This window comes from Microbacterium sp. BR1, from assembly GCF_002812725.1.
Lineage (GTDB): Bacteria > Actinomycetota > Actinomycetes > Actinomycetales > Microbacteriaceae > Microbacterium.
The window spans coordinates 490,140-514,436 of record NZ_NMUN01000004.1 but is presented as its reverse complement, the minus strand read 5'-3'; the positions used below and the strand labels follow the sequence as shown (position 1 = coordinate 514,436).

Annotated in this window: 21 protein-coding genes and 1 tRNA gene; 4 read left to right on the top strand and 18 right to left on the bottom strand. The window is 67.9% G+C overall.

Translation table 11 applies throughout. The features are described 5' to 3' along the window. Window positions 1-24 precede the first annotated feature (24 nt). Together CGU35_RS06580 and CGU35_RS06575 are read left to right on the top strand one after the other, a co-directional pair. The gene (locus tag CGU35_RS06580) at window positions 25-549 is read left to right on the top strand and encodes a hypothetical protein (RefSeq protein ID WP_181003377.1); all 525 of its coding nucleotides are present in this window, start codon (window positions 25-27) and stop codon (window positions 547-549) included. 47 nt (window positions 550-596) lie between these two features. After that, on the top strand, window positions 597-1,331 hold the full coding sequence (locus CGU35_RS06575; protein ID WP_157813911.1) for a hypothetical protein: 735 nt from the start codon (window positions 597-599) through the stop codon (window positions 1,329-1,331). Window positions 1,332-1,343: 12 nt separating this feature from the next. Here the strand turns inward: CGU35_RS06575 and CGU35_RS06570 are convergent, their stop codons facing one another. The 4 genes from CGU35_RS06570 to polA form a co-directional block, all read right to left on the bottom strand. Further along, on the bottom strand, window positions 1,344-2,102 hold the full coding sequence (locus CGU35_RS06570; RefSeq protein WP_181003378.1) for an SGNH/GDSL hydrolase family protein: 759 nt from the start codon (window positions 2,100-2,102) through the stop codon (window positions 1,344-1,346). A 214-nt stretch (window positions 2,103-2,316) separates the two neighbouring features. Beyond that, window positions 2,317-3,372, bottom strand: coding sequence for an LLM class flavin-dependent oxidoreductase (locus tag CGU35_RS06565; protein WP_100811322.1), 1,056 nt, complete (start codon window positions 3,370-3,372; stop codon window positions 2,317-2,319). A gap of 76 nt (window positions 3,373-3,448) precedes the next feature. After that, window positions 3,449-5,125 (bottom strand): DUF885 domain-containing protein, encoded by a 1,677-nt coding sequence (locus CGU35_RS06560; RefSeq protein WP_100810763.1) that lies wholly within the window; start codon window positions 5,123-5,125, stop codon window positions 3,449-3,451. 9 nt (window positions 5,126-5,134) lie between these two features. Beyond that, window positions 5,135-7,792: a DNA polymerase I gene (gene polA, locus CGU35_RS06555; protein ID WP_181003379.1), complete on the bottom strand. Its 2,658-nt coding sequence runs from the start codon at window positions 7,790-7,792 to the stop codon at window positions 5,135-5,137. A 72-nt stretch (window positions 7,793-7,864) separates the two neighbouring features. Here polA and CGU35_RS06550 point away from each other — a divergent pair, with 72 nt between their 5' ends. Continuing rightward, window positions 7,865-8,290, top strand: a complete 426-nt coding sequence (locus CGU35_RS06550; protein ID WP_100810761.1) for a hotdog fold thioesterase — start codon at window positions 7,865-7,867, stop codon at window positions 8,288-8,290. A 69-nt stretch (window positions 8,291-8,359) separates the two neighbouring features. Here the strand turns inward: CGU35_RS06550 and CGU35_RS06545 are convergent, their stop codons facing one another. Beyond that, window positions 8,360-8,980, bottom strand: a complete 621-nt coding sequence (locus CGU35_RS06545; protein WP_100810760.1) for an ANTAR domain-containing response regulator — start codon at window positions 8,978-8,980, stop codon at window positions 8,360-8,362. A gap of 38 nt (window positions 8,981-9,018) precedes the next feature. Between CGU35_RS06545 and CGU35_RS06540 the strand changes: the two genes are divergently transcribed. Next, window positions 9,019-9,101: transfer RNA gene (locus CGU35_RS06540), tRNA-Leu, on the top strand. Between the two features lie 30 nt (window positions 9,102-9,131). On the opposite strand, the gene pyk is transcribed toward CGU35_RS06540, so the two are convergent. From pyk to CGU35_RS06475, 13 genes are all read right to left on the bottom strand, one after another. Continuing rightward, on the bottom strand, window positions 9,132-10,580 hold the full coding sequence (gene pyk, locus CGU35_RS06535; protein ID WP_100810759.1) for a pyruvate kinase: 1,449 nt from the start codon (window positions 10,578-10,580) through the stop codon (window positions 9,132-9,134). 74 nt (window positions 10,581-10,654) lie between these two features. Then, window positions 10,655-12,121 (bottom strand): glutamate synthase subunit beta, encoded by a 1,467-nt coding sequence (locus CGU35_RS06530; RefSeq protein ID WP_100810758.1) that lies wholly within the window; start codon window positions 12,119-12,121, stop codon window positions 10,655-10,657. Continuing rightward, complete coding sequence (gltB, locus tag CGU35_RS06525) at window positions 12,114-16,688, bottom strand: glutamate synthase large subunit (protein WP_100810757.1); 4,575 nt, start codon at window positions 16,686-16,688, stop codon at window positions 12,114-12,116. Before gltB ends, CGU35_RS06530 begins: the two co-directional genes overlap by 8 nt. A gap of 66 nt (window positions 16,689-16,754) precedes the next feature. Next, entirely contained in the window at window positions 16,755-17,756 is a 1,002-nt protein-coding gene (lgt, locus tag CGU35_RS06520) for a prolipoprotein diacylglyceryl transferase (RefSeq protein ID WP_100810756.1), read from the bottom strand. Between the two features lie 321 nt (window positions 17,757-18,077). Next, a complete protein-coding gene (gene trpA / locus CGU35_RS06515; RefSeq protein ID WP_100810755.1) occupies window positions 18,078-18,875 on the bottom strand; it encodes a tryptophan synthase subunit alpha in 798 nt (265 codons plus the stop codon). Next, window positions 18,872-20,143: a tryptophan synthase subunit beta gene (gene trpB, locus CGU35_RS06510; RefSeq protein WP_100810754.1), complete on the bottom strand. Its 1,272-nt coding sequence runs from the start codon at window positions 20,141-20,143 to the stop codon at window positions 18,872-18,874. The genes trpA and trpB overlap by 4 nt, the downstream gene beginning before the upstream one ends. Then, window positions 20,140-20,916 (bottom strand): indole-3-glycerol phosphate synthase TrpC, encoded by a 777-nt coding sequence (gene trpC, locus CGU35_RS06505; RefSeq protein ID WP_100810753.1) that lies wholly within the window; start codon window positions 20,914-20,916, stop codon window positions 20,140-20,142. Before trpC ends, trpB begins: the two co-directional genes overlap by 4 nt. 2 nt (window positions 20,917-20,918) lie before the next feature. Continuing rightward, a complete protein-coding gene (locus tag CGU35_RS06500; protein ID WP_100810752.1) occupies window positions 20,919-21,149 on the bottom strand; it encodes a DUF6704 family protein in 231 nt (76 codons plus the stop codon). Between the two features lie 93 nt (window positions 21,150-21,242). After that, complete coding sequence (locus CGU35_RS06495; protein WP_232711173.1) at window positions 21,243-21,899, bottom strand: Trp biosynthesis-associated membrane protein; 657 nt, start codon at window positions 21,897-21,899, stop codon at window positions 21,243-21,245. Further along, on the bottom strand, window positions 21,896-22,306 hold the full coding sequence (gene hisI / locus CGU35_RS06490; RefSeq protein WP_100810751.1) for a phosphoribosyl-AMP cyclohydrolase: 411 nt from the start codon (window positions 22,304-22,306) through the stop codon (window positions 21,896-21,898). The genes CGU35_RS06495 and hisI overlap by 4 nt, the downstream gene beginning before the upstream one ends. Further along, window positions 22,303-23,067, bottom strand: a complete 765-nt coding sequence (gene hisF / locus CGU35_RS06485) for an imidazole glycerol phosphate synthase subunit HisF (RefSeq protein WP_100810750.1) — start codon at window positions 23,065-23,067, stop codon at window positions 22,303-22,305. Before hisF ends, hisI begins: the two co-directional genes overlap by 4 nt. Window positions 23,068-23,071: 4 nt before the next feature. Continuing rightward, entirely contained in the window at window positions 23,072-23,914 is an 843-nt protein-coding gene (gene hisG / locus CGU35_RS06480) for an ATP phosphoribosyltransferase (RefSeq protein WP_100810749.1), read from the bottom strand. 43 nt (window positions 23,915-23,957) lie between these two features. Further along, complete coding sequence (locus CGU35_RS06475; protein WP_100810748.1) at window positions 23,958-24,221, bottom strand: phosphoribosyl-ATP diphosphatase; 264 nt, start codon at window positions 24,219-24,221, stop codon at window positions 23,958-23,960. Window positions 24,222-24,297: the final 76 nt, after the last annotated feature.

Below are 24,297 nucleotides of genomic sequence, written 5' to 3'. Positions count from 1 at the left end.
CGCGACGCGCGCTAGCGTGTGGGCGTGCAGCGGCCTGTTCGGATACTTGTCGTCGCGGCTCTTGCCGTCTTGATCAGCGGATGCGCCGCCGCGCCGATGCCGCAGCCCACCCCCACTCCGACTTTCGCGTCGGAGGCCGAGGCCTTTGCGGCGGCTGAAGCGACCTATCGCGCATACGTCGACGCGCTGAACCAGGTCGACCTCGCCGACCCCGAAACCTTCGAGGCCGTGTATGCCTGGACGACCGGCGAGGCGAACGCGGGTATTCGCGAAACGCTTACTCAGATGCATGCTGACGGATGGGCCGTGACCGGTCGCTCTGTACCGACCCTCGTTGAACCACTCGTACTCGGCGCGAGCGGCTTGGAGCTCGCTGTCTGCCTGGATGTTGCTGAGGTGGCTGTACTCGACAGCAGCGGCGCATCCGTGGTATCCGATACTCGGGGAGACGTCCAGACAATGACCGTAGTCGCTGTGCCAAGTCCCAGTTCCGCTACGGGCGCAGCAATCGCCTTGATCGGGGGGCGATCGAGCGGACCGCAATGTTGAGGGCAGCAGCCGTTCTGGTTCTGGCTTTTTCATTCTCAGCGTTTCCCATGGGAGCGTCACCCGGCAGCTGCAACGAGCTTGGATGGCTTGATCACTGCAGCGCGACAACCGATGGCAGTCAGGTCGATGTGGGAGCCGGGACGACCACACCCGGCGGTTCCGGGTCCTCGAACGGGTCGGGTGGACAGAGCGGCGGCGGAACCAAGGGCGGCGGCGGATCGAGCACCGCTCCCCCGGCACCCGAAGAGGAGTGTGAGACGTCGCTGTGCCGCCCGCTCTACAGCGTCGTCACGCTCCCGGACGTAACGGCGGAAGATCTTCGCTCGTTCGTGCCCGCCGTGCCGACCGTGACGGGTGAGCCGCTCGGCCTCGGCGTCGTCGGGATGCCGACGAACCTAGTGGCTGCGGCATCCGTCCAACTGCTGAGCGGACCGCTCCTGGGATATGACGTGACCGTACGGTTCACGCCGACGGGCTACCGATTCGACCACGGCGACGGTACGAGCCGCACGGCCGCGACGGGCGGGGCGACCTGGGCTCGTCTGGGCGTCCCCGACTACACGGCCACACCGACGAGCCATGTCTACGGTGCGCCGGGCTCGTATCGGGCCGGAGTTCGCGTGGTCTACAGCGCCGCCGTGAACTTCGGAACGGGCTCCTGGCGACCGGTGACGGGCTCAGTCACTTCTGCCACGTCGTTCTACGACGTGCGTGTTGTCGAGGTGCGAACCGGGCTCGTCCAGCGAACCTGCGCCGAACAACCGTCGGGCCCGGGCTGCTGACGCCGCTCGCGTTCATCCGAGCGGCGGGACCAGGAGCCAGTCCGGGTACTTCGCGACCCGACCATCACCGGACGACGTGCGCGTGATGCGGCGGCGCATCCACGGGCCCACGTGCGTGCGGTAGTAGGCCAGGCCCTTCGGGCCACCGGCAGCGAGAGGAGGAAGGTCCCACCACTCGTGCGGGGCGGCGAGTCCGAGCGCGTCGAGCACCCGAGCCGCGACCCGGTGGTGGCCGCGCGCGTTCATGTGTAGGCGGTCCTCCGCCCAGAACGGCGGCGTTCCGAGATCGGCATCCGGCCAGTTGAGCGCCCGGATGACATCGGTGCGTCCCTGCGCGCGCCGGAGCACAGCGCGCGACAGCGCGTCGCCGCGGCGCCGGATCATGCGGCCCAGCGGCAGCTGCCGCGACGGGTCGGCACCCGAGAGCAGGATCAACGCGACCCCCTCCTCGTCGCACCGACGGAGCACCTGGGTGAAGGCGTCCGCGATGTGCTCGATGTCTGCCCGCGGCCGCAGCATGTCGTTGCCGCCGCCGTTGAAGGACAGGTGCGTGGGCTTCAAGGCCAGCGCGGGCTCGAGCTGTTCTCGGACGATCGGCCAGATGAGCTTGCCGCGAATCGCGAAGTTGGCATATTCGACGGGCTCAGCCGTCGCGTTCGCCCAGCCTTGCGCGACCAGGTCGGCCCAGCCACGCGTCGTACCGTCTGGCAGCTCATCCCCGACACCCTCGGTGAAGGAATCGCCGATGGCGACGTAACGCACGGAAGACACCCGTTCAGCCTAAGCGGCGGCACACGCAGCTGATCGCAACAGAGCCGGGGTCCTGGGCTCGGGCCGACATGCCCGCACCGCCCGGTCCCGCGCAACGTCAGTAAGGGAGCGCCGCGTACATCCGAAAGGAACGAATGGGCCGGATGCCCGGAGAAGCGGTCCGAATGGGCCACTCATGCCGGAGAAGACCTCTCCCATGTACGCGGACGCGATGTCACGCCGCGCTGCCGACGGGTCCCGGATCTTCAGACAGCAGCTCGTGGACACGAGGAAGGACGCGCGTGCCGTACAGCTCGATGCTCGTCATGAGCTTGTCGTGCGAGATGGATCCGGATGCGTACTTCATGTCGAATCGCGCGATCCCCAGCGTGCGCGCGGTCTGCGCGATCTTCTGGGCAACCGTTTCGGGCGATCCGACATACGCAGCCCCCTCGGGCCCGACGTCGTGCTGGAAGCGCATGCGGTTGTACGGGGGCCAGCCGCGTTCGCGACCGATCGTGTTGTTCAACTCTTCGAATCCGGGGTAGGCCTCCTCCCAGGCCTGCTGGTCGGTCTCGCCGACGTGACCTGGCGAATGCACGCCGATGGGCAGCATCTCGCTTCCGAGCGCGGTCAGCGACCGGTGGTACAGGTCGACGAAGGGGCGGAACCGGTCGGCCGGTCCCCCGATGATCGCGAGCATCAGCCCCAGGCCGTGGCGGGCGGCGCGTACAACGGACTCGGGGCTGCCGCCGACACCGATCCACGCCTTCAGACCGTTCTCGGTCTTCGGGAAGACATCGGCGTTGTTCAGCGCAGCACGTGTCGTGCCCTGCCAGGTGACCGGCTTCTCTTTCAGGAGCTCGGTGAACAGCCCCAACTTCTCTTCGAAGAGCACCTCGTAATCGCTCAGTTCGTATCCGAAAAGAGGGAACGACTCGATGAACGAACCACGGCCGAGAATGATCTCGGCACGACCGCGCGAGATCGCGTCGAGCGTGGCGAAACGCTCATACAGGCGCACGGGGTCGTCGCTCGAGAGGACAGTCACGGCGGTGCCGAGGCGGATCTGCTCTGTGCGCGCCGCGATCGCGGCCAGCACGATCTCGGGGCTCGTGATGGCGAAGTCACGGCGGTGGTGCTCCCCCAGGCCGATGAACGAGATGCCCACCTGATCCGCGAGCACCGCCTGGTCGACCACATCGCGGATCGTCTGTGCATCGCTCACGAGGGATCCATCGGATCCGCGGCTGATGTCTCCGAAGGTGTCGAGACCGAGTTCGAGCGTCATGAACACGCCTTTCTATTCACGCGTATGTAACAGGATGCCTCACTCGGCCATTCCCGTTCTCGAAAACCGCTCCGGTTCAGTCTCGCAGCAGCGCCGTACGAAGCGTGTCGAGACCGACCCCGCCCATGTCGAGCGCCCGCTTGTGGAACTCCTTGATCGAGAAGTCCGTGCCACGCGCCGTGGCGTAATCGTCGCGGACCTGCTCCCAGATGCGCTGACCGACCTTGTACGAGGGAGCCTGCCCCGGCCATCCGAGATAGCGATTGACCTCGAAGCGGACGAACTCGTCGGGCATGTTGACGTTGCGCCCCATGAACGCCAGTGCGTACTCGGCGTCCCAGATGCCCGCGCCGTCGGGACGCTGCTTGCCGAGGTGCACACCGATGTCGAGCACGACACGGGCCGCGCGCATCCGCTGCCCGTCGAGCATGCCGAGCCGGTCGGCCGGATCATCGAGGTATCCGAGGTCCTGCATCAGCCGTTCCGCGTAGAGCGCCCATCCCTCGGCGTGCCCCGAGGTGCCGGCCAGCAGGCGCCGCCACGAGTTCAGCTGCGCGCGGTTGTACGTCGCTTGGCCGATCTGCAGGTGATGCCCGGGAACCCCCTCGTGGTAGACCGTGGTCAGCTCGCGCCAGGTGTCGAACTCGGTGACGCCCTCGGGCACCGACCACCACATGCGGCCCGGGCGTGAGAAGTCATCCGTCGGCCCGGTGTAGTAGATCCCGCCCTCTTTGGTCGGCGCGATCATGCACTCAAGGGTGCGGATCTGTTCGGGAATGTCGAAGTGCGTGGCGCCGAGCTCGGCGATCGCGCGGTCACTCGTCGCCTGCATCCACTCCTGCAGAGCCTGCGTGCCGTGCAGCTTGCGCGACGGGTCCTGCTCGAGCAGCGCGACCACCTCTTCGACGCTCGCGCCGGGGCTGATCTCGTTCGCGATGGACTCCTGCTCGGCGACCATGCGCGCGAGCTCTTCGATGCCCCATTCGTAGGTCTCGTCGAGATCGATCACAGCGCCGAGGAACCGGCGCGAGTGCAGCGCGTACATGTCGCGCCCCACGGCGTCGCCTTCGCCGGCGGCGGGCGCAAGCTCCGTGCGCATGAACTCGGCGAGCTGATCGTACGCGACGCGCGCTGCCCCGGCCTGGTCTGCGAGTTCGCGCGCGAGTGACGCCGGCAGCTGGCCGTCGGCGGGGGCCGCTTCGCCGGCGAACTCGGTGAAGAACCCGTTGTCGGCCGTGTACCGGCCGATCTGCGTGATGACTTCGACGACTTGACGGCGCGCGGGCACGATCCCCTGGCGTACGCCCTCGCGCAGAGACTCCATGTAGCCGTCGACAGCGCCCTTCACGGCGCCCAGTCGCCGAGCGACGACCTCCCAGTCTTCGGCCGTGTCCGTCGGCATCAGATCGAAGACCTCGCGGATCTCTTGGGCGGGCGATGCGATCACGTTGAGGTCCCGCAGGTTCCATCGGATGTCGTGCAGCTCGAGCGCGAGGCGGAGCTCGCTCGACAGGTCGGTGCGGGTGATCTCGTCGATCGGATCGGTCGGCGTGGCGGCCTCGAGTGCGCTCAGGGCGCTCCGGGCTTCGTCCGCGAACCGCGCGTGGCCCGCGGGCGAGAAGTCATCGAACCGGTCCGCGTGCTCCATGCGGCCGATGTACGTGCCCAGCGTCGGCGACAGTTCTACGAGCGTGTCGACCCAGGATTCGGCGATCGCGTCGATCTGCGTGGGCGTGCGAGTTGCTTCGGTCATCCTTCGAGCCTAGTGAGCCGCCTCGTTCCAGTCCGAACCGCGCCCGATCTGCACGTCCAATGGCACGGAGAGTTGCGCCGCGCCCCCCATGCGGGTGCGCACGATCTGTTCCGTGGCTTCCCACTCCCCCGGTGCGACCTCGAGCACGAGTTCGTCGTGAATCTGCATCAGGACGCGAGAGCCGAGCCCCTGCTCGCGCAGGGCGGCATGGATGTCGAGCACCGCGATCTTCATGATGTCGGCGGCGCTGCCCTGAATCGGCGCGTTGAGCGCGGCCCGTTCGGCGTTCTCGCGCAGGACCCGGTTGGGACTCGACAGGTCGGGGAACGGTCGGCGACGGCCGAAGATCGTCGTGGTGTAGCCGTCGATCTTCGCCTGTTCGACCGACGCGCGCAGGTAGTCGCGCACGGCGCCGAAGCGCGCGAAGTACTCCATCATCAGCTGCTTCGCCTCGCTCTGCTCGATGCGCAGCTGCTTCGACAGGCCAAACGCCGACAACCCGTAGACCAGGCCGTACGACATCGCCTTGACCTTCGTCCGCATCGCGGGGGTGACCTCGGAGGGCTCCACTCCGAAGACACGAGCGCCCACGAACCGGTGCAGGTCTTCACCCGAGTTGAACGCCTCGATCAGCCCCGGGTCCTCCGACAGGTGGGCCATGATGCGCATCTCGATCTGCGAGTAGTCGGCCGTGAGAAGCGCCTCGTACCCCGGTCCGACCTCGAACGCGCTGCGGATACGACGCGATTCCTCGGTGCGGACGGGGATGTTCTGCAGGTTCGGGTCTGTGCTCGAGAGCCGACCCGTCTGGCTGCCCGTCTGCAGATACGTGGTGTGGATGCGCCCGTCGTCCCCGATCGCGGTGTCCAGCGACTCGATGATCTGGCGGAGCTTGGTCGCCTCGCGATGCTGCAACAGCAGACTCAGGAACGGATGCGGTGCCGTCTCCTGCAGATCCGCGAGAACGGCGGCATCCGTCGAGTAGCCCGTTTTCGTCTTGCGTGTCTTCGGAAGCGCAAGCTCTTCGAAGAGCACTTCTTGCAGCTGCTTCGGCGAGCCGAGGTTGACCTCGCGGCCGATGGTTCCGTACGCCTCTTGCGCAATCGCCTCCGCGCGGGCGCCGAGCTCTGCCGAGAACTCCGACAGCTTGGTGTGCGAGACCGCGACACCGGCGAGTTCGAGGTCTGCCAGCGCCGTGAGCGTCGGGAGTTCGATGTCGTCGAGAACCGCTCGAACAGGCTCGGGCATGTCGTCGCCCAGCGCATCCGCGACGCGCAACGTATACCAGGCCAACTGCGCGGGGGTCGCGCCCTCGGTCTCGGGCACGAGCTGCGTCGGATCGGACTCCGGCAACTTCTCATCGAGGTATCGATCCACCAGGTCCGCGAGGGTGCGGTCGGGGAAGCTCGGGCGTAGCAGCCAGCCCGCCAACAGGGTGTCGAACGCGAGACCGCCGAGCGAGAAGCCCGCGCGGCGAAGCGCCTTGACCTGCGGCTTCGCGTCGTTGGCCACCTTGGCCGCGGGACCGGCGAACCACTCCCCCAGGGCTTCCCAGCCGGGAGCATCCGCTGTCCACGTCAGCTCGACGGCATCGTCCAACGTTGCGAGCCCGACCCGGTACGGCAGACCCGACTGCAGCGTGATCGTGACGCCGACGGGTGTCTCGGGCGCGAGTGAATTGGCCCACTCCGCGGCCTCGACCGCGGTGACCTCCCGCACCGTCGGCGCGGCGACACCGGGCTCACGCGCGGCCGCGGCGGCGGACTCTTCCGCATCCAGCCCGACCGCCTCGAAAACGCGAGGCAACAGGGTGCGGAATTCGAGACGCGCGAAGATGTCGCGAACCGCCTGCGCGTCCATCGGCTGCATCGCGAGATCCGCCGGCCCGAGGGGTAGTTCGAGGTCTCGCACCAACCGGTTCAGCGTGCGGTTTCGGCGCACGGCCTCGATATGCTCGCGCAGGTTGTTGCCGACCACGCCGCCGACCTTGTCGGCGTTGCTGAGGAGCTCATCGAGCGAGCCGAATTGGTTGAGCCACTTCACGGCCGTCTTCTCGCCGACCTTCGGCACGCCCGGCAGGTTGTCGCTCGTCTCACCCACGAGCGCGGCGATGTCGGGATACTGCTCCGGGCGCACGCCGTAGCGCTCGATGACGGCCGCCGTGTCGTATCGCTTCAACTGCGAAACGCCCTGCACCGACGGGTACAACAGGGTCACGTCTTCGGTCACCAGCTGGATCGAATCGCGGTCGCCCGAGACCACCAGCACGTCGAAACCCTGCTCAGCACCCTGGGCCGCGAGGGTTGCGAGAACGTCGTCGGCTTCGTAGTCCTCTTTCGTGACGATCTGGACGCCCATCGCCTCGAGCGCGTCACGCAGCAGCGGGATCTGACCCGAGAACTCGGGTGGTGTCTCGGACCGGTTCGCCTTGTACTCCGCGTATTCGCGGGTACGGAACGAGGTGCGAGACAGGTCGAAGGCGACGGCGATGTGCGTCGGCTTGTGATCCTTGATCAGATTCACGAACATCGAGAGAAAGCCGTAGATGGCGTTCGTATGCTGGTGATCTTTGGTGGTGAAGTTGTCGACCGGGAGCGCGTAGAACGCGCGGAAAGCCAGCGAATGGCCGTCGACGATCATGAGAGTAGGCTTTTCGGAGTCCGGCACCCCCTCAGCCTAGCTACCGGTGCGGACACTCCCCACGGGCGCGATGGTGCCCTCGCCCCTGAAGGAGGCCTCATGTCCGATGCCGTTGCCGTGGACCCGCTCGAGTGGGTCAACCGTCGCGGATTCGGCGCCCTCGGAAACAAGATGGGGATGGCCTGGGTCGAGTTCACGCGTGAACGCGCCGTGGCCACCATGCCCGTCGAGGGCAACACCCAGCCCGTCGGGCTGATGCACGGCGGCGCGTATGTCGTGCTGGGCGAGTCGCTCGGCTCGATGCACGCGAATCTGCTCGTCGGGCCTGGACGCCTCGCCGTCGGCGTGGACATCAACGCGACTCACACCCGCTCGGCCACGCAGGGCTTGGTAACCGGCACCTGCGTACCGATCCACGTCGGGCGCAGCATGACCGTGCACGAGATCGTCGTGACGGATGATCAGGGCCGACGGCTCTCGACGATCCGCATCACGAATCTCATCAAGGACATGCCCGCGTCCTGAGGCTCGCGTGGCCTCTTCGACAGGCCCCCGTTCGCCGGGCGTGTCGAAGAGGCACACTCGGGACTCGGGCTACGCCTTCTTCGACGCCAGCTGCTCGATGATCGCCTTCGCGACATCCTGCATCGTCAGACGACGATCCATCGACGCCTTCTGAATCCAACGGAAGGCCTCGGGCTCCGACAGCCCCATCTTCTCGTTGAGCAGACCCTTGGCTCGGTCGACGAGCTTGCGCGTCTCGAAACGCTCGACCATGTCGGCGACCTCGGCCTCGAGCGTGAGGATCTGTTGGTAGCGGCTCAGCGCGATCTCGATCGCGGGAAGCAGGTCGTTGGGCGTGAACGGCTTGACGACGTACGCCAGCGCACCCGCCTCGCTGGCCCGCTCGACGAGCTCCTTCTGGCTGAACGCGGTCAGCAGCACGACGGGCGCGACGTGGTTCTTGTTGAGCTTCTCGGCGGCGCTGATGCCGTCCATGATGGGCATCTTGACGTCCATGATCACGAGATCCGGACGCAGTTCGGTCGCGAGCTGAACGGCGGTTTCGCCGTCCCCCGCCTCTCCGACGACGTCGTATCCGTTGTCACGGAGAATCTCGACGATGTCGAGTCGGATGAGCGACTCATCCTCCGCGACGACGACGCGCCTCGGGGTTGAGGGCGTGGGCGCTGCGGTCTCGTCTAGCTCGGTCACGTTTGAATCCTACGGTATGGTCATTCTCGGACGTGCGGGCCGGTGTGGCGGAATGGCAGACGCGACCGACTCAAAATCGGTTGCCCGTGAGGGCGTGTGGGTTCGAGTCCCACCACCGGTACTTTTATCGGCCGCCCCGCCCGTCCCCCGACTACTCCCGGATCTGGTAGATCGGGGCGGCGCCGTGGACGGCGTCTCCGACCTTGTGGACACGGATGTCGTTGGTCGAGCCGACGATCCCCGGAGGGGATCCCGAGATGACGACGACCTTGTCGCCGACCGAAGCCAGGTCGTTCGACAGCAGGTAGTCATCGACCTGGATGAACATGCGGTCCGTGTGGGCCACGTGCTCGACGAGCGCGGACTGGATGCCCCAGGTCAGCGCCATACGGCGACGGATTGCCGGCTCGGGCGTGAACGCGATCATCGGGATGTTCGGGCGCAGGCGCGACATCCGGCGAGCCGAGTCTCCCGACTCCGTGAAGATGCAGAGGTACTTGGCGTCGACGAATTCGGCGACCTCGATGGCCGCGAGAGTGATCGCACCACCCTGCGTGCGCGGCTTGTTCGTGAGCTTGGCGATCCGGTCGAGACCGTGCTCCTCGGTCGAGGCCACGATCCGTGCCATGGTCTCGACGACGACGACGGGGTACTCCCCCACACTCGTCTCGCCCGAGAGCATGACGGCGTCGGCGCCGTCCAGGACGGCGTTGGCGACGTCGGATGTCTCGGCCCGCGTCGGCACGGGGCTGTTGATCATCGACTCGAGCATCTGTGTTGCGACGATGACGGGCTTCGCCATGCGCCGCGAGAGCTCCACGGCGCGCTTCTGGACGATCGGCACGGCCTCGAGCGGGAGTTCCACGCCCAGGTCGCCACGAGCGACCATGATGCCGTCGAACGCGTCGATGATCTCTTCGAGGTGCTCGACGGCCTGCGGCTTCTCGATCTTGGCGATGATCGGGACGCGGCGGCCCTCCTCGGCCATGATGACGTGGGCGCGCTGGACGTCCTTTGCGTCACGCACGAAAGACAGCGCGATCAGGTCGGCGCCGATGCGCAGGCCCCACCGCAGGTCCGCCTCGTCCTTTTCCGACAGAGCGGGGACGTTGACGGCGACACCTGGCAGATTGATGCCCTTGTTGTTCGAGACGGGACCGGCGACGATCACCTTGGTCGTGACGACCGTGTCGGTCTTCTCGACGACCTCGACCTTGACCTTGCCGTCATCGATCAGCAGGAAATCCCCGGGGTTCACGTCTTGCGGCAGACCCTTGAAGGTCGTCGACACGATCTCTTTCGTGCCCGGGATGTCGTCGATCGTGATCTTGAAGATGTCACCGACCGCGAGCTCGTGGGGGCCATCGGCGAACTTGCCGAGGCGGATCTTCGGTCCCTGCAGATCGACGAGGATCGCGACGGGGCGACCCGCATCCTCCGCTGCCTTGCGCACGTTGGCGAAGTTCGTCTCGTGGACGGTGTAATCGCCGTGGCTGAGGTTCATGCGGGCGACATCCACCCCCGCGTCGATGATCGCGCGCACCGACTCGTAGGTCGAGGTGGCGGGGCCGAGGGTGGCGACGATCTTGGCACGTCTCATCGTGTGATGCTCCGGTGGGGTTCGGGGTTCGGGGTCGAGTCGAGATGGGACCGGTCTCACAGTCCGGGGTAAGCCTACGCGGGCTGCAGACCGATCGCGATGTCGGTGGGATGCACGGGGAATGGCAGTTCGGTGGACCCCATCAGGTAGGCGTCGACGCGAGCGGCCGCAGCGCGGCCCTCGGCGATCGCCCAGACGATCAGGGACTGGCCCCGACCCGCGTCACCCGCGGCGAAGACGCCCGGCGCCGTGGTCTGGTAGTCGCCGTCGCGCTCCACGTTGCCGCGGCTCGTGAAGCGCGCGCCCAGCTGGTCGGCGAGCTGAGTCTGCTCGGGGCCCGTGAAACCGAGCGCGATCAACACGAGGTCCGCGGGGATCTCACGCTCGGTCCCGCTCTTGGGTACGCGACGCCCGTCGACGTACTCGGTCTCGGCAACACGCAACGCGCGCACCTCGCCCGCGTCGTTCGAGAGGAACTCGACGGTGGAGGCGAGGTAGACACGCTCGCCGCCCTCCTCGTGCGCGGAGGAGACCTCGAAGAGCGTCGGCATCATCGGCCAGGGCTGGTCGTCGGTACGCGCCGTGGGCGGCTGGATGCCGATAGCGAGGTTCGTGACGCTGAGCGCCCCCTGGCGGTGCGCCGTGCCGATGCAGTCAGCTCCGGTGTCGCCACCGCCGATGACGATGACGTGCTTGCCCTCGGCCGAGATCTGGTGCGGCACGGAATCCCCCGCCACGGCCCTGTTCGACTCGATCAGGTACTCCATGGCGAAGTGGATGCCCGCGTGGTCGCGACCCGGAATGGCGAGGTCGCGCGGCACGGTCGATCCGGTGGCCACCACGACCGCGTCGTAACGCGCACGCAGGTCGTCCCAGGAGATGTCGACACCGATCTCGACGCCGGCACGGAAACGGGTGCCCTCGTCCTGCATCTGACGGAGGCGCATTTCGATGTGGCGCTTCTCCATCTTGAAGTCGGGGATGCCGTAGCGCAGCAGACCGCCGATGCGGTCGTCACGCTCGTACACCGCGACCGTGTGGCCAGCGCGGGTGAGCTGCTGAGCCGCGGCGAGGCCCGCGGGGCCGGAGCCGACGACGGCGACCGTCTTGCCGGTCAGGCGTCCGGGGGGCTCGGGCTCGACCCATCCGTTCGAGAAAGCCTGGTCGATGATGCCGACCTCGACCTGCTTGATCGTCACCGCGGGCTGGTTGATGCCCAGCACGCAGGCGCTCTCACAGGGCGCCGGGCACAGGCGACCCGTGAACTCGGGGAAGTTGTTGGTCGCGTGCAGACGCTCGATGGCGTCGCGGCCCTCACCTCGCCAGAGCAGGTCGTTCCACTCGGGAATCAGGTTGCCGAGCGGGCAGCCCTTGTGACAGAACGGGATGCCGCAGTCCATGCAGCGGCCGGCCTGGCGACGCAGGACGGCCTTGTCGCCCGGCTCGTACACCTCTTTCCAGTCCATGATGCGCACGGGCACGGGACGACGGGGCGCGAGTTCGCGCTCCGTGACTTTGAGGAAACCCTTCGGGTCAGCCACCGGTCACCTCCAGGATGCGAGTCCAGACGACATCGCCGTCGGGGTCGAGCCCCTCGGCCACCGCCGCCTGACGGGTCTCGAGCACGGCCGCATAGTCGCGCGGAAGAACCCGCGTGAAGCGAGCGGTCGCCTCGTCGAAGTTTTCGAGCAGGTCGGCCGCGAGGGTCGAACCGGTCTCGGAGACGTGGAGCTTGAGCAGATCGCGCAGGATCTCGACATCGCCCGAGCCGAGTTCGAGCAGCTCGAGTTCTCCCGACGCGAGAGCCTCGCGGTTCACGAGCGTACGGTCGAGGTCGTAGACGTACGCGGTGCCGCCCGACATACCGGCGCCGAGGTTACGTCCCGTGGCGCCGAGGATCACCGCGAGCCCACCCGTCATGTACTCGAGCGCGTGGTCGCCCACTCCCTCGACGACAGCGGTCGCGCCGGAGTTGCGGACGAAGAAGCGCTCGCCCACGACGCCGCGCAGGAACATGCTGCCCTGCGTTGCGCCGTACCCGATCACGTTTCCGGCGATCACGTTCTGCGACGCATCGAAGGATGCTCCGCGGGGCGGCCGGATGACGATCTGTCCGCCCGACAGGCCCTTGCCGACGTAGTCGTTGGAGTCTCCTTCGAGACGCAGGGTGATCCCCGCGGGCATGAAGGCGCCGAAGGACTGTCCGGCCGAGCCGCGCAGGTTGACCACGATCGAACCGGACGGGAGTCCGTTCTCGCCGTGGGCCAGCGTGACGCGGTTGCCGAGCATCGTGCCCACGGCGCGCGCGGTGTTGCGGATCGGCAGGTCGATCTCGACTCGACCGCCGTGCGCAATGACGTCCTGCGCGCGTTCGATCAGCTGCACGTCGAAGTGCTCGTCGAGCTCGTGCTCCTGTTCGCGCGCGTTTCGCCGCGGCTCGTCCTCGGCGAACGGCGGCCCCACGAGAATCGGCGTCAGGTCGAGCCCGCTCGCCTTCCAATGCTCCACGGCACCGTCGACATCCAGGAGCTCCTGGTGACCGATGGCCTCGTCGAGCGAGCGGAAGCCCAGCTCGGCGAGGATCTCGCGCACCTCTTCGGCGATGAACTCCATGAAGTTCACGACGAATTCGGGCTTACCCGTGAAGCGCGCGCGCAGAACGGGGTTCTGGGTCGCAACGCCGACGGGGCAGGTGTCCAGGTGGCAGACGCGCATCATGACGCAGCCCTCGACGACCAGCGCCGTGGTGGCGAAGCCGAACTCCTCGGCGCCCAACAGCGCTCCGATGATGACGTCGCGGCCGGTCTTCAACTGGCCGTCCACCTGCACGACGACGCGGTCACGCATGCCGTTGAGCATGAGAGTCTGCTGCGTCTCGGCGAGGCCGAGTTCCCACGGCGTGCCGGCGTGCTTGAGCGAGTTGAGCGGGCTCGCACCCGTTCCGCCGTCGTGGCCGGACACCAGGATGACGTCGGACAGCGCCTTCGCGACGCCCGCCGCGACCGCACCGATACCCGACTGACTGACGAGCTTGGTGTGGATGCGGGCCTTCGGGTTGGCGCGCTTCAGGTCGAAGATCAGCTGCTTGAGGTCTTCGATCGAGTAGATGTCGTGGTGCGGCGGCGGCGAGATCAGGCCGACGCCGGCGGTCGCGTGTCGCGTGCGTGCGATCCACGGGTACACCTTCGTCGGGGGCAGCTGACCGCCCTCGCCGGGTTTGGCACCCTGGGCCAGCTTGATCTGGATGTCTTCGGCATGCGTCAGGTACAGGCTCGTCACGCCGAACCGTCCCGAAGCGACCTGCTTGATGGCGCTCCGGCGTTCGGGGTCGAGCAGGCGGTCGACATCCTCGCCGCCTTCGCCCGTGTTGGACTTGCCGCCGATGCGATTCATCGCGATCGCGAGGGTCTCGTGCGCCTCTTTCGAGATCGAGCCGTAGCTCATCGCACCCGTCGAGAAACGCGTCAGGATCGCCGAGATCGGCTCCACCTGATCGATCGGCACGGGGGGCCGGACTCCCGAGCGCAGGCGGAACATGCCGCGCAGCGTCTTGAGTTCGGCGGCCTGATCGTCGACGAGTTTGGTGTACTCGCGGAACAGGTCGTAGCGGCGCGAACGGGTCGCGTGCTGCAGCTTGAAGACGGTGTCGGGGTTGAAGAGGTGCGGCGAGCCGTCCCGCCGCCACTGGTACTCCCCGCCGGTCCACAGCCGTTCGTGCGCGTGCACCGCCGCGTCCTCGGGGTACGCGTAAGCGTGGCGCGAGGCATTCTCGGTCGCGATGACATCGATGCCGACACCGCCGAGCTTCGTCTCCGTGCCGGTGAAGTACGCGTCGACGAAGGACTGCGAGAGTCCGACGGCCTCGAACACCTGTGCGCCGGCATAGGACGACACGGTCGAGATGCCCATCTTGGACATGATCTTGAGCACGCCCTTGCCGAGCGCGTAGATCAGATTCTTGACGGCCTTCTCCGGCGTGACGTTCGTGATGAACCCCGCGCGGACGAGGTACTCGACGGTCTCCATCGCCAGATACGGGTTGACGGCGGATGCACCGTACCCGATCAGCGTCGCGACGTGGTGTACCTCGCGCACGTCGCCCGCCTCGACCACCAGACCGACCTTCATGCGCGTCTCTTCGCGGATGAGGTGGTGGTGGATCGCGGCGACCATGAGGAGCGACGGGATCGGAGCGAGGTCCTTGTTCGAGTCGCGGTCGGACAGCACGATGAACTCCGCGCCGTCCTCGATCGCCTGGTCGACCTCGGCGCACATCTGGGCGATGCGCTTCTCCAGCCCCTTGCGTCCGGCTTCGACGCGGTACAGGCCGCGGATCGTCACGGATGAGCGGCCCGGCAGGGCCGTGTCGACGTGCTGGATCTTGGCGAGCTCGTCGTTGTCGATCACCGGGAAGTCCAACGTCACGGTGCGCGCGTGGTCGGCGCCCCATGACAGCAGGTTCGGCTCGGGGCCGAGGCCGATCCTCAGACTCGTGACGACCTCTTCGCGGATGGAGTCGAGCGGCGGGTTCGTGACCTGCGCGAACTGCTGCACGAAGTAGTCGAAGAGCAGGCGCGGCCGCTCGCTCAGCACGGCGATCGGCGTGTCCGATCCCATCGCGCCGAGCGGCTCGGCACCGTTCTGACCCATCGGCGTCAGAAGGATCCGCACCTCTTCTTCCGTGTACCCGAACGTGCGCTGACGACGGGTGATCGAGGCGATCGGATGCACGATGTGTTCGCGCTCGGGAAGGTCCGACAGGCGCACGGTGCCCTTGTCGAGCCATTCCTGCCATGGGTGCAGGTCGGCCAGCTGCTGCTTGACCTCTTCTTCCTCGATGATCCGGCCGGCGGCCGTGTCCACGAGGAACATGCGTCCCGGACGCAGGCGTCCGCGACGCTTGATGCGCTCGGGTTCGAAGTCGAGCACGCCCGTCTCGCTGCCGATGACGATGAGACCGTCGGTCGTCTCGGTCCAGCGCCCGGGGCGCAGACCGTTGCGGTCGAGGGTCGCACCGACGAGCGTGCCGTCGGTGAAGATCAGGGCGGCGGGCCCATCCCACGGCTCCATCTGCATGGAGTGGTAGTCGTAGAAGGCGCGCAGCTTCGGGTCGATGTCGGCCTGCTTCTCGTAGGCCTCGGGCACCATCATCATGACCGCGTGGGGCAGGCTGCGACCCGTCAGGGTGAGCAGCTCGAGCACCTCGTCGAAGGACGCGGAGTCGGATGCGCCGACCGTACAGATCGGGAGCAGGGGCTTGATGTCACCGAGCAACTCGGACTCGAGCTGCGACTGACGCGCGCGCATCCAGTTGCGGTTGCCGTTCACGGTGTTGATCTCGCCGTTGTGCGCGAGCATCCGCAGCGGCTGCGCGAGCGGCCACGACGGGAACGTGTTCGTGGAGTAGCGCGAGTGCACGACGGCCAGCTCGGACGCGAAACGCTCGTCCTGCAGGTCGGGATAGAAGGGCTCGAGCTGGAGAGTCGTGACCATGCCCTTGTAGCCGAGCGTTCGCGCAGACAGCGACACGAAGTACGCTCCGAGCTCGTGCCGTGCGCGCTTGCGCAGACGATACACACGCCGGTCCAGGTCGATGCCGGAGAGCGGCGGTGCGTCGCCGACGGCGGGACGCGAGATGAAGAGCTGCTCGAACGCCGGGCGTGCCGCGTGCGCGAGCTTGCCGAGGTGACGTTCGTCGGTGGGAACCTCGCGCCATCCGAGCACGATGAGGTTCTCGCTCACCGCGATCTCGGCGATTCCGTCCTTGAGCTTCGTCCGCTCGTCCTCGTCCAGGGGCAGGAAGGCCATACCGACGGCGTACTCGCCGACCGGCGGCAGGTCGAACTCGACGACCGCGCGGAGGAACTCATCCGGGATCTGAGTCAGGATTCCGGCGCCGTCGCCCGTACCCGCGTCGGAGCCGATGGCGCCGCGGTGCTCGAGGTTGCGCAGCGCCGTCAGAGCTTGGGCAACGATGTCGTGCCCGGGCGTGCCTCGGAGCGTGGCGACCATCGCCAGACCACAGGCATCCTTCTCGAATGCCGGGTTGTACATCCCCTGCTTTGCCGGGAATGAAGCGTTGTCGCCGTAGTTCGGGCTCACGGCCATGTCAACCGTCCTCACTGGTGGATCTCATGGGACGACGTCGGCCCGGAAGCATTACTTCGTGGCGGTCTATTTACTGGCGACTGTGCTTGTGGCCGTTGCCCCGCCCTGGAGTTCGTTCGCGGGCGGCTCGCTCACGTCCACGAACTCAGTGGTGTCCTGCGATTGTACCCCAGCACCTTCGCCCGGCTCCGCGACGACCGGGCCGCGGCCGGGCATGTACGGGCTCGGCTCCATGCCGGTGTGGCGACGCTTCTGGACGATCATGATGGACAGGCCGACGACGACGCCGAGGATCGCGGCCCACACGTTCGTGCGCAGGCCCAGGATGATCTCACTCGGGTCGATGCGGATCGATTCCCACACGATCCGGCCGGCGCTGTACCAGATGAGGTACAGACCGAACAGGCGACCCCACTGCAGCTGCAGCTTGCGGCCGGCCCAAAGCAAGACGATGACGCCCGCGACGTTCCAGATGACCTCGTACAGGAACGTGGGGTGGAAGAGCGTGTCGGGCGCCAGGCCCGGGGGGAACGCCGCGTTGTCGGGGTCGATCTCCAGACCCCACGGCACATTCGTGGGAAGACCGAACAGTTCCTGGTTGAACCAGTTGCCGAAGCGTCCCATCGCCTGAGCGAGCAGCAGGCCCGGTGCCAGGGCATCCGCGTACGTCCAGAACCGGATGCCGCTCCAGCGACACCCGAGCCAGGCACCTATCGCGCCCCCGATGAGGGCGCCGTAGATCGCGATGCCGCCCTCCCAGATGTAGAACACGGCGAGCGGGTCGGTGCCCTCGCCGAAGTAGAAACCGGGGTGCGTGAGCACGTGATACGCCCGCGCGACGATGATCCCGAGCACGACCGCCGGGAGCGTCACATCGAGCACGACCCACGGCTCGGCACCCTGTTTGGTGAGGCGGTGGTTCGTCATGATCGTCGCGACGATGATGCCCGCGATGATGCAGAGCGCGTAGAAATGGATGCGCAGCGGGCCGAGCTCAATGAAGCTGATCGACGGGCTCGGGATGCTCGCGACAACACTCGCGTGCACGCTCAGGGCGAAAGAAGGCATGAGCGGAAGTCTAGATCAGCGCGGCGACGTGCCCGAGTCGGGTCCGGGCGGCACGACGCCGGGTATGCGCCTGCATCGGGGTCAGGGGCTCGCGATCGGCTCAGCGACGAGGCCCTGCGTCAGGTACCCCCGACACCACGTTGGCGCCAGTTCGCGGCATCCGCTACGTCTGTGGGTGGCGCGCATGCAGGGAACAGCCGCCGACGTGGGGCTCGCCGAGCTGACGGCCGACGGGACGGGCCCGAGGGCACCGGTCGTGCGGCGCGACACGGGTCAATGTGCGGCGGTGCGGAACGGCGAAGTGCGGCGCGGCGCGGCCGGCTAGGCCGTCTGGGGGCGTGACGTCCCCGCCGAGAGCGCGCGAACGACTTCGCCGAGGCCCTCGACGCCGCCGTCGCGGAGCGCGCGCACGAGAGCCGTGCCCACGATCGCGCCGTCCGCGTACTCGATCACGCCCGTCACCTGATCGGGGGTGGAGATTCCGATGCCGACGCAGGCGTACTTCGCGCCGCGTTCGCGGAGCCGCGCGACGAGTGTGCGGGCCGCGGCATCCAGCTCCGTGCGCTCGCCCGTGATGCCCATCGTCGAGACCGTGTACACGAAACCGGTCGAGTTCTGAACGACAAGGTCGAGCCGCTCGTCCGTCGAGGTCGGTGCGGCGAGGAAGATGCGGTCGAGCCCGGTGCGGGTGCTCGCGGCGATCCACTCCCCCGCGGCCTCGGGCGTGATGTCGGGCGTGATGATGCCCGCACCGCCCGCGGCGAGCAGGTCATCGGCGTAGCGGTCGACGCCGTACTGCCAGATCGGGTTCCAGTACGACATGACGAGCACCGGGATGTCGATGCGCTCCGTGATCGCACGGATCGCCGGGAAGAGGTGCTTCAACCGGAACCCGGCGGCGAGGGCCGCCTGTGTCGCTTCCTGAATGACGACGCCGTCCATCACCGGATCGCTGTACGGGGGGCCGAGTTCGATGATGTCGGCACCGTTCTCGGCCAGCGCGACGGCGGCCTCGATGCTCGTCTCGAGATCGGGGAAGCCCACGGGCAGGTAGCCGACGAGTACACCGCGGCCCTCGGCGTGGGCGCGCGCGATCGCCTCTTCGACGCGTGAACTCACAGCTGGATCCCCTCGCCCGACGCGGCGTCGTCGGTGCCGATGACCTCGTCCGGGATGACGGGAGCTGCCGCATCCGCGTCGTACAGCTCGAAGTAGCGTGCTGCGGTGTCCATGTCCTTGTCGCCGCGCCCCGAGAGGCAGATGGCGATGATGCCGTCGGGTCCGAGCTCCTTGCCGATGCGCAGCGCACCGGCGAGGGCATGCGCCGACTCGATGGCCGGGATGATGCCCTCCGTGCGGCTCAGCAGGCGCAGGGCCTGCATCGCCTCGTCGTCGGTGGCGGGGATGTACTCTGCGCGACCGATCGCCGACAGCCAGGCGTGCTCGGGACCGACACCCGGGTAGTCGAGTCCGGCGGAGATCGAGTGCGACTCGGTCGTCTGGCCGTCTTCGTCCATCAGCACGTAGGTCTTGGCGCCGTGCAGGATGCCGGGGCGTCCGCGTTCGATGGACGCCGCGTGGAACGGGGTGTCGACGCCGTCGCCGGCCGCCTCGACGCCGTACAGGCGCACGTCGGCGTCGTCGAGGAACGCATCGAACATCCCGATCGCATTGGATCCGCCGCCCACGCAGGCGACGACCGCGTCGGGGAGGCGTCCGAGCTCGTCGAGCAGCTGCGCGCGGGCCTCGTCGCCGATGACCTTCTGGAAATCGCGGACCATCGCCGGGAACGGGTGGGGGCCGGCGGCCGTGCCGAAGATGTAGTTGGTCGTCTCGACGCTCGACACCCAGTCGCGGTACGCCTCGTTGATCGCATCCTTCAGCGTCCGCGAGCCGGTGGTGACGGGGATGACCTCAGCGCCGAGCAGACGCATCCGCGCGACATTGAGCGCCTGGCGTTCGGTGTCGACCTCGCCCATGTAGATCGTGCACTCGAACCCGAACAAGGCAGCGGCCGTTGCGGTGGCGACACCGTGCTGACCCGCTCCCGTCTCGGCGATGACACGCGTCTTGCCGAGGCGTTTGGTCAGCAGAGCCTGACCCAGGACGTTGTTGATCTTGTGCGATCCCGTGTGGTTGAGGTCCTCACGCTTGAGGAAGACACGCGCGCCGCCCGCGTGCTCGGCGAAACGGGGCACCTCGGTGATGATCGAGGGGCGACCCGCGTACGTCGCGAGCAAGTGGTGGAACTCGCGGATGAACTCGGGGTCGGCCATGGCGGCCTCGTAAACGCCTGTCAGCTCATCGATCGCCGCGATGAGCGACTCGGGCATGAATCGCCCGCCGAACTCGCCGAAGAACGGCCCCGTGGCAGCGCGCAGGCTCATGCCGGCACCGCCAGGAAGTCGCGGAGTGTTGCAACGGGGTCGCCCGTCACCAGCGCCTCGCCGACGAGCACCACGTCGGCGCCATCGTTCCGGTAGTGCGCGACGTCCTCGGGGCGCAGCACAGCCGACTCGGCGATCTTGATCGCGTCGGCGGGGATGTGCTCGGCCAGGCGACCGAACAGGTCGCGGTCGAGCTCGAATGTGCTCAGGTCACGTGCGTTGACACCCACGAGGCGTGCTCCGATCTCGCTTGCGCGGCGGACCTCGTCGAGGTTGTGCGTCTCGACGAAGGGGGTCATGCCCAGTTCGATCACGAGTTCGTGCAACGTCGCGAGCGTGGGCTGGTCGAGTGCCGCGGCGATCAGCAGGACCAGGTCGGCGCCCGCGGCGCGCGCTTCGAACACCTGGTACGCCGTGGCGATGAAATCTTTGCGGAGGACGGGCACCGACACGGCCGCGCGCACCGCTTCGAGATCCGCGAGGCTGCCCTTGAACCGGCGCCCCTCGGTCAGGACGCTGATCGCCGACGCGCCGCCCTGCTCATAGAGCCGTGCCTGCAGCGCCGGGTCGGGGATGTCGGCAAGATCGCCGCGCGACGGACTGGCGCGCTTGACCTCGGCGATGATTCGCACGGTGCCGCTCGGGGCCAGCGCCGCGAGGACGTCGATCGCGGGTGACGCGGCCAGGGCCTTGCGCTCGAGCGCGGGAAGAGGGAGCTCGGCCTCACGAGCGCGCGCATCTTCCACCGCGCCGGACGTGAGGTCGGCCAGCATGCTCAATGCGCTTTCGGAGCCGACTTGGCGCCGCCGACGCCGTATCCGGTGCGCTTCATCACCCAGCCGACGAGCAGACCGACGACGAGCAGACCCGCGGAGGCCCAGACGATCCATGGCACGTCGACAACGAATGCGACGGTGCCGATGGTGACGGCGAGCAGCATGATCACCACTGCTGTCCAGGCGGCCGGCGAGTGTCCGTGACCGGGGTCGTCGATGTCGTGGCTCATGGGGGCTCCTTCGGTGGAATGCGCACCCCAGTCTATCGGGAGCGCGCGGGGCCCCAAGTCCGACTCCGCGGTGTCGGCAGGCGCCTGCGGTGGTCAGCGCGTGGGGTCGGACCCGTGGCTGAGGTCGTCCCACGAGTCGATCGCGTCCAGGGGGGCGGAGGAGGTCGCGGATGTCTCACCCGAGGCCGCAACGGACTGACCGCGCTCGGCGCCGCGACCTGCGGCGTCGGCACCACGCGGGCGAGAGCTCGTCCGGTAGCGGCGTCCCGTTCGGGGCCACGCGTGGGCCGTTACCAGGGCGAACAGCCCGACGACGAGCAGCACAACGGACAGCACCAGCGCGATGATCGGCCACGCCGTGGTGTCGACACGCCGGACCAGGGCGGCGATCGCATCCGTTCCGGCGATCCCCGTTGCCTCGGTGACCGTGGGGGCGATCGCGGCCGCCGTATGGCCCGTCGAGGGCGCCCAGAGCAGGACGGTGAGGGCTGAACCCAGCAGGACCGCGAGGACCGCGGCGGCATAGGACAGGAAGCGGCCCGCGATGGAGGTCGCCGCTGCGACGGCCAGCGCAGCCAGGGCGAGCGGTGCGAGGACCGGCATCGCGGCCGATCCGCTCACCTCGAGCGGTGTGTCCGGGCTCTCCCGCAGCACGACGACGAACCACGTCTGCGTCGACGCGATCAGGAGCAGGGCGCCCGCCGCGAGAAGCAGGAGGACCGTCGTGGACCGCGCCCGACGGATCCTCACGCGCCGTCCGCCGCAGCCGTGTCGGTGACCGCGGCCGTGTCGGTGACCGCGGGCGCGAGGTCGTCGGCGTCGAAGCACGTGCGCGTGCCGGTGTGGCACGCGGGGCCGACCTGCTCGACGCTCAACAGCACGGCATCGCCGTCGCAGTCGAGCCGAGCCCCGCGAACCAGCTGGATGTGGCCCGAGGTGTCGCCCTTCCGCCAGTACTCACGGCGCGAGCGCGACCAGAACGTCACGCGACCGCTCGTGAGTGTCCGGCGGAGTGCCTCCGCATCCATCCAGCCGAGCATCAGGACCTCGCGGGTGTCGTGCTGCTGCACGATGGCCGCGACCAGTCCGTCGTCGTTGAAGGCGACGCGCGCGATGCGCTCGTCGGTGTCGGCAGTGGATGACTCTGCGTCGCTCATGCGCGCACCTCGATCCCGTCCGCGGACATGGCCGCCTTGACGTCCCCGACGGTGAGCTGCCCCGAGTGGAAGACGCTCGCGGCGAGGACCGCATCTGCCCCGGCGCGTATCGCGGGTGCGAAATCCGCCGCAGACCCCGCGCCGCCGGACGCGATCACGGGAACACTGGCGATCTCGCGCATCAGCCCGACGAGCTCCAGGTCGAATCCTTCCTTCGTGCCGTCCGCGTCGATCGAGTTGACGAGCAGTTCGCCCGCGCCGCGCTCGATGGCCTCGCGCGCCCACTCGAGGGCGTCGAGCGTCGTCTCGGTGCGGCCCCCGTGGGTCGTCACGACGAAGCCCGAGGCACTCGCGTCGGAGCGCTTGACGTCGAGCGAGAGCACCAGCACCTGCGCGCCGAAGCGATCGGCGATCTCGTCGAGCAGCGCGGGACGCGCAATCGCAGCCGAATTGACCCCGATCTTGTCGGCACCGACGGCGAGCAGGCGGGCGACATCCTCGGCGGTGCGCACTCCCCCGCCGACCGTCAGCGGAATGAAGACCTCTTCGGCGGTTCGACGCACGACGTCGTAGGTCGTCGCGCGCTCGTCGACGGTCGCGGTCACGTCGAGGAACGTGATCTCGTCGGCGCCCTGCGCGAAGTAGAGCCGTGCGAGTTCGACCGGATCGCCCATGTCCCGCAGGTTCGCGAAGTTGACGCCCTTGACGACGCGCCCCGCCGCGACGTCGAGGCACGGGATGACGCGGCAGACCAGAGCCACGTCGTCACAACCTCGCGGCGTGGATCGCGGTCACGAGGATGGCGCGGGCTCCGATCGCGTAGAGCTCGTCCATGACGCGATTGACGCCGTGACGCGGGACCATGACACGCACGGCCACCCACTCCGGGTCCCGGAGCGGCGAGATCGTCGGTGATTCGATGCCGGGGGCGACGTCGGCGGCCTTGTCGAGCAGGGCCGCGGGCAGGTCGTAGTCGACGAGGACGAATCGACGGGCGACCATGACGCCGCGCAGGCGCCGGAGGAGCGTCTCGGTGCCCTCCTTCTCGTCCGGCCCGGCGATCAGCACGGCCTCGGATTCGAGGATGATCGGACCGAAGATCTCCAGGCCCGCCTGGCGCAGGGTCGTGCCGGTCGAGACGACGTCCGCGACGGCATCCGCGACCCCGAGACGGACCGCGGACTCGACCGCGCCATCGAGGGGCACGAGGTCGACGGCCACGCCGTGTTCGTCCAGGAATCCGTCGACGAGGCCCGGGTACGCGGTGGCGACCCGCATCCCCTCGAGATCCTTGACCGAGTCGAAGCGACCGGGAGGACCGGCGAACCGGAACGTCGATCCGCCGAAGCCCAGTGCCTCGACCTCTCGGGCGCCGGGCATCCGGGCATCGAGCAGCAGGTCCCGCCCCGTGATCCCCACGTCGAGTGCGCCGGATCCGACGTAGGTCGCGATGTCCTTGGGGCGGAGATAGAAGAACTCGACGTCGTTCTGCGGGTCGATGACGTGCAGGTCTTTCGGGTCGCGGCGGCCGGTGTATCCGGCTTCGGCGAGCATGTCGGCGGCTGTGTCGGCGAGCGAGCCCTTGTTGGGCACGGCGATACGCAACATGGTGATGCGGGCTTTCGGGTCGAGGGTCGGCGGACGGGAGCGATCAGAGATGTCGGTAGACGTCGCCGGTCGTCAGGCCCTTCGCCAGCATGAGCACCTGCAGGTGGTAGAGCAGCTGCGAGATCTCTTCCGCCGTGGCCTCGTCGGACTCGTACTCGGCGGCCATCCAGACCTCGGCGGCTTCTTCGACGATCTTCTTGCCGATCGCGTGCACACCACGCTCGAGTTGCGCCACGGTACCCGAGCCTTCGGGACGCTCGGCGGCCGTGACCGTCAGCTCCGCGAACAGCTCGTCGAAAGTCTTCACCCTGTCAGGCTACCGGCTTCGCAGAGCCCGGCGGCATCAGCCTCCGCTCGACGGCTCGGGGCGCCAGTCGCATCGG

Coding starts and splice junctions, on each gene's coding strand:
- CGU35_RS06575 (WP_157813911.1), top strand. CDS start 597: ATGGGAGCGTCACCCGGCAGCTGCAACGAGCTTGGATGGCTTGATCAC.
- CGU35_RS06565 (WP_100811322.1), bottom strand. CDS start 3,372: ATGACGCTCGAACTCGGTCTCGACACCTTCGGAGACATCAGCCGCGGA.
- CGU35_RS06560 (WP_100810763.1), bottom strand. CDS start 5,125: ATGACCGAAGCAACTCGCACGCCCACGCAGATCGACGCGATCGCCGAA.
- CGU35_RS06550 (WP_100810761.1), top strand. CDS start 7,865: ATGTCCGATGCCGTTGCCGTGGACCCGCTCGAGTGGGTCAACCGTCGC.
- pyk (WP_100810759.1), bottom strand. CDS start 10,580: ATGAGACGTGCCAAGATCGTCGCCACCCTCGGCCCCGCCACCTCGACC.
- gltB (WP_100810757.1), bottom strand. CDS start 16,688: ATGGCCGTGAGCCCGAACTACGGCGACAACGCTTCATTCCCGGCAAAG.
- lgt (WP_100810756.1), bottom strand. CDS start 17,756: ATGCCTTCTTTCGCCCTGAGCGTGCACGCGAGTGTTGTCGCGAGCATC.
- trpB (WP_100810754.1), bottom strand. CDS start 20,143: ATGAGCCTGCGCGCTGCCACGGGGCCGTTCTTCGGCGAGTTCGGCGGG.
- trpC (WP_100810753.1), bottom strand. CDS start 20,916: ATGCTGGCCGACCTCACGTCCGGCGCGGTGGAAGATGCGCGCGCTCGT.
- CGU35_RS06500 (WP_100810752.1), bottom strand. CDS start 21,149: ATGAGCCACGACATCGACGACCCCGGTCACGGACACTCGCCGGCCGCC.
- hisI (WP_100810751.1), bottom strand. CDS start 22,306: ATGAGCGACGCAGAGTCATCCACTGCCGACACCGACGAGCGCATCGCG.
- hisG (WP_100810749.1), bottom strand. CDS start 23,914: ATGTTGCGTATCGCCGTGCCCAACAAGGGCTCGCTCGCCGACACAGCC.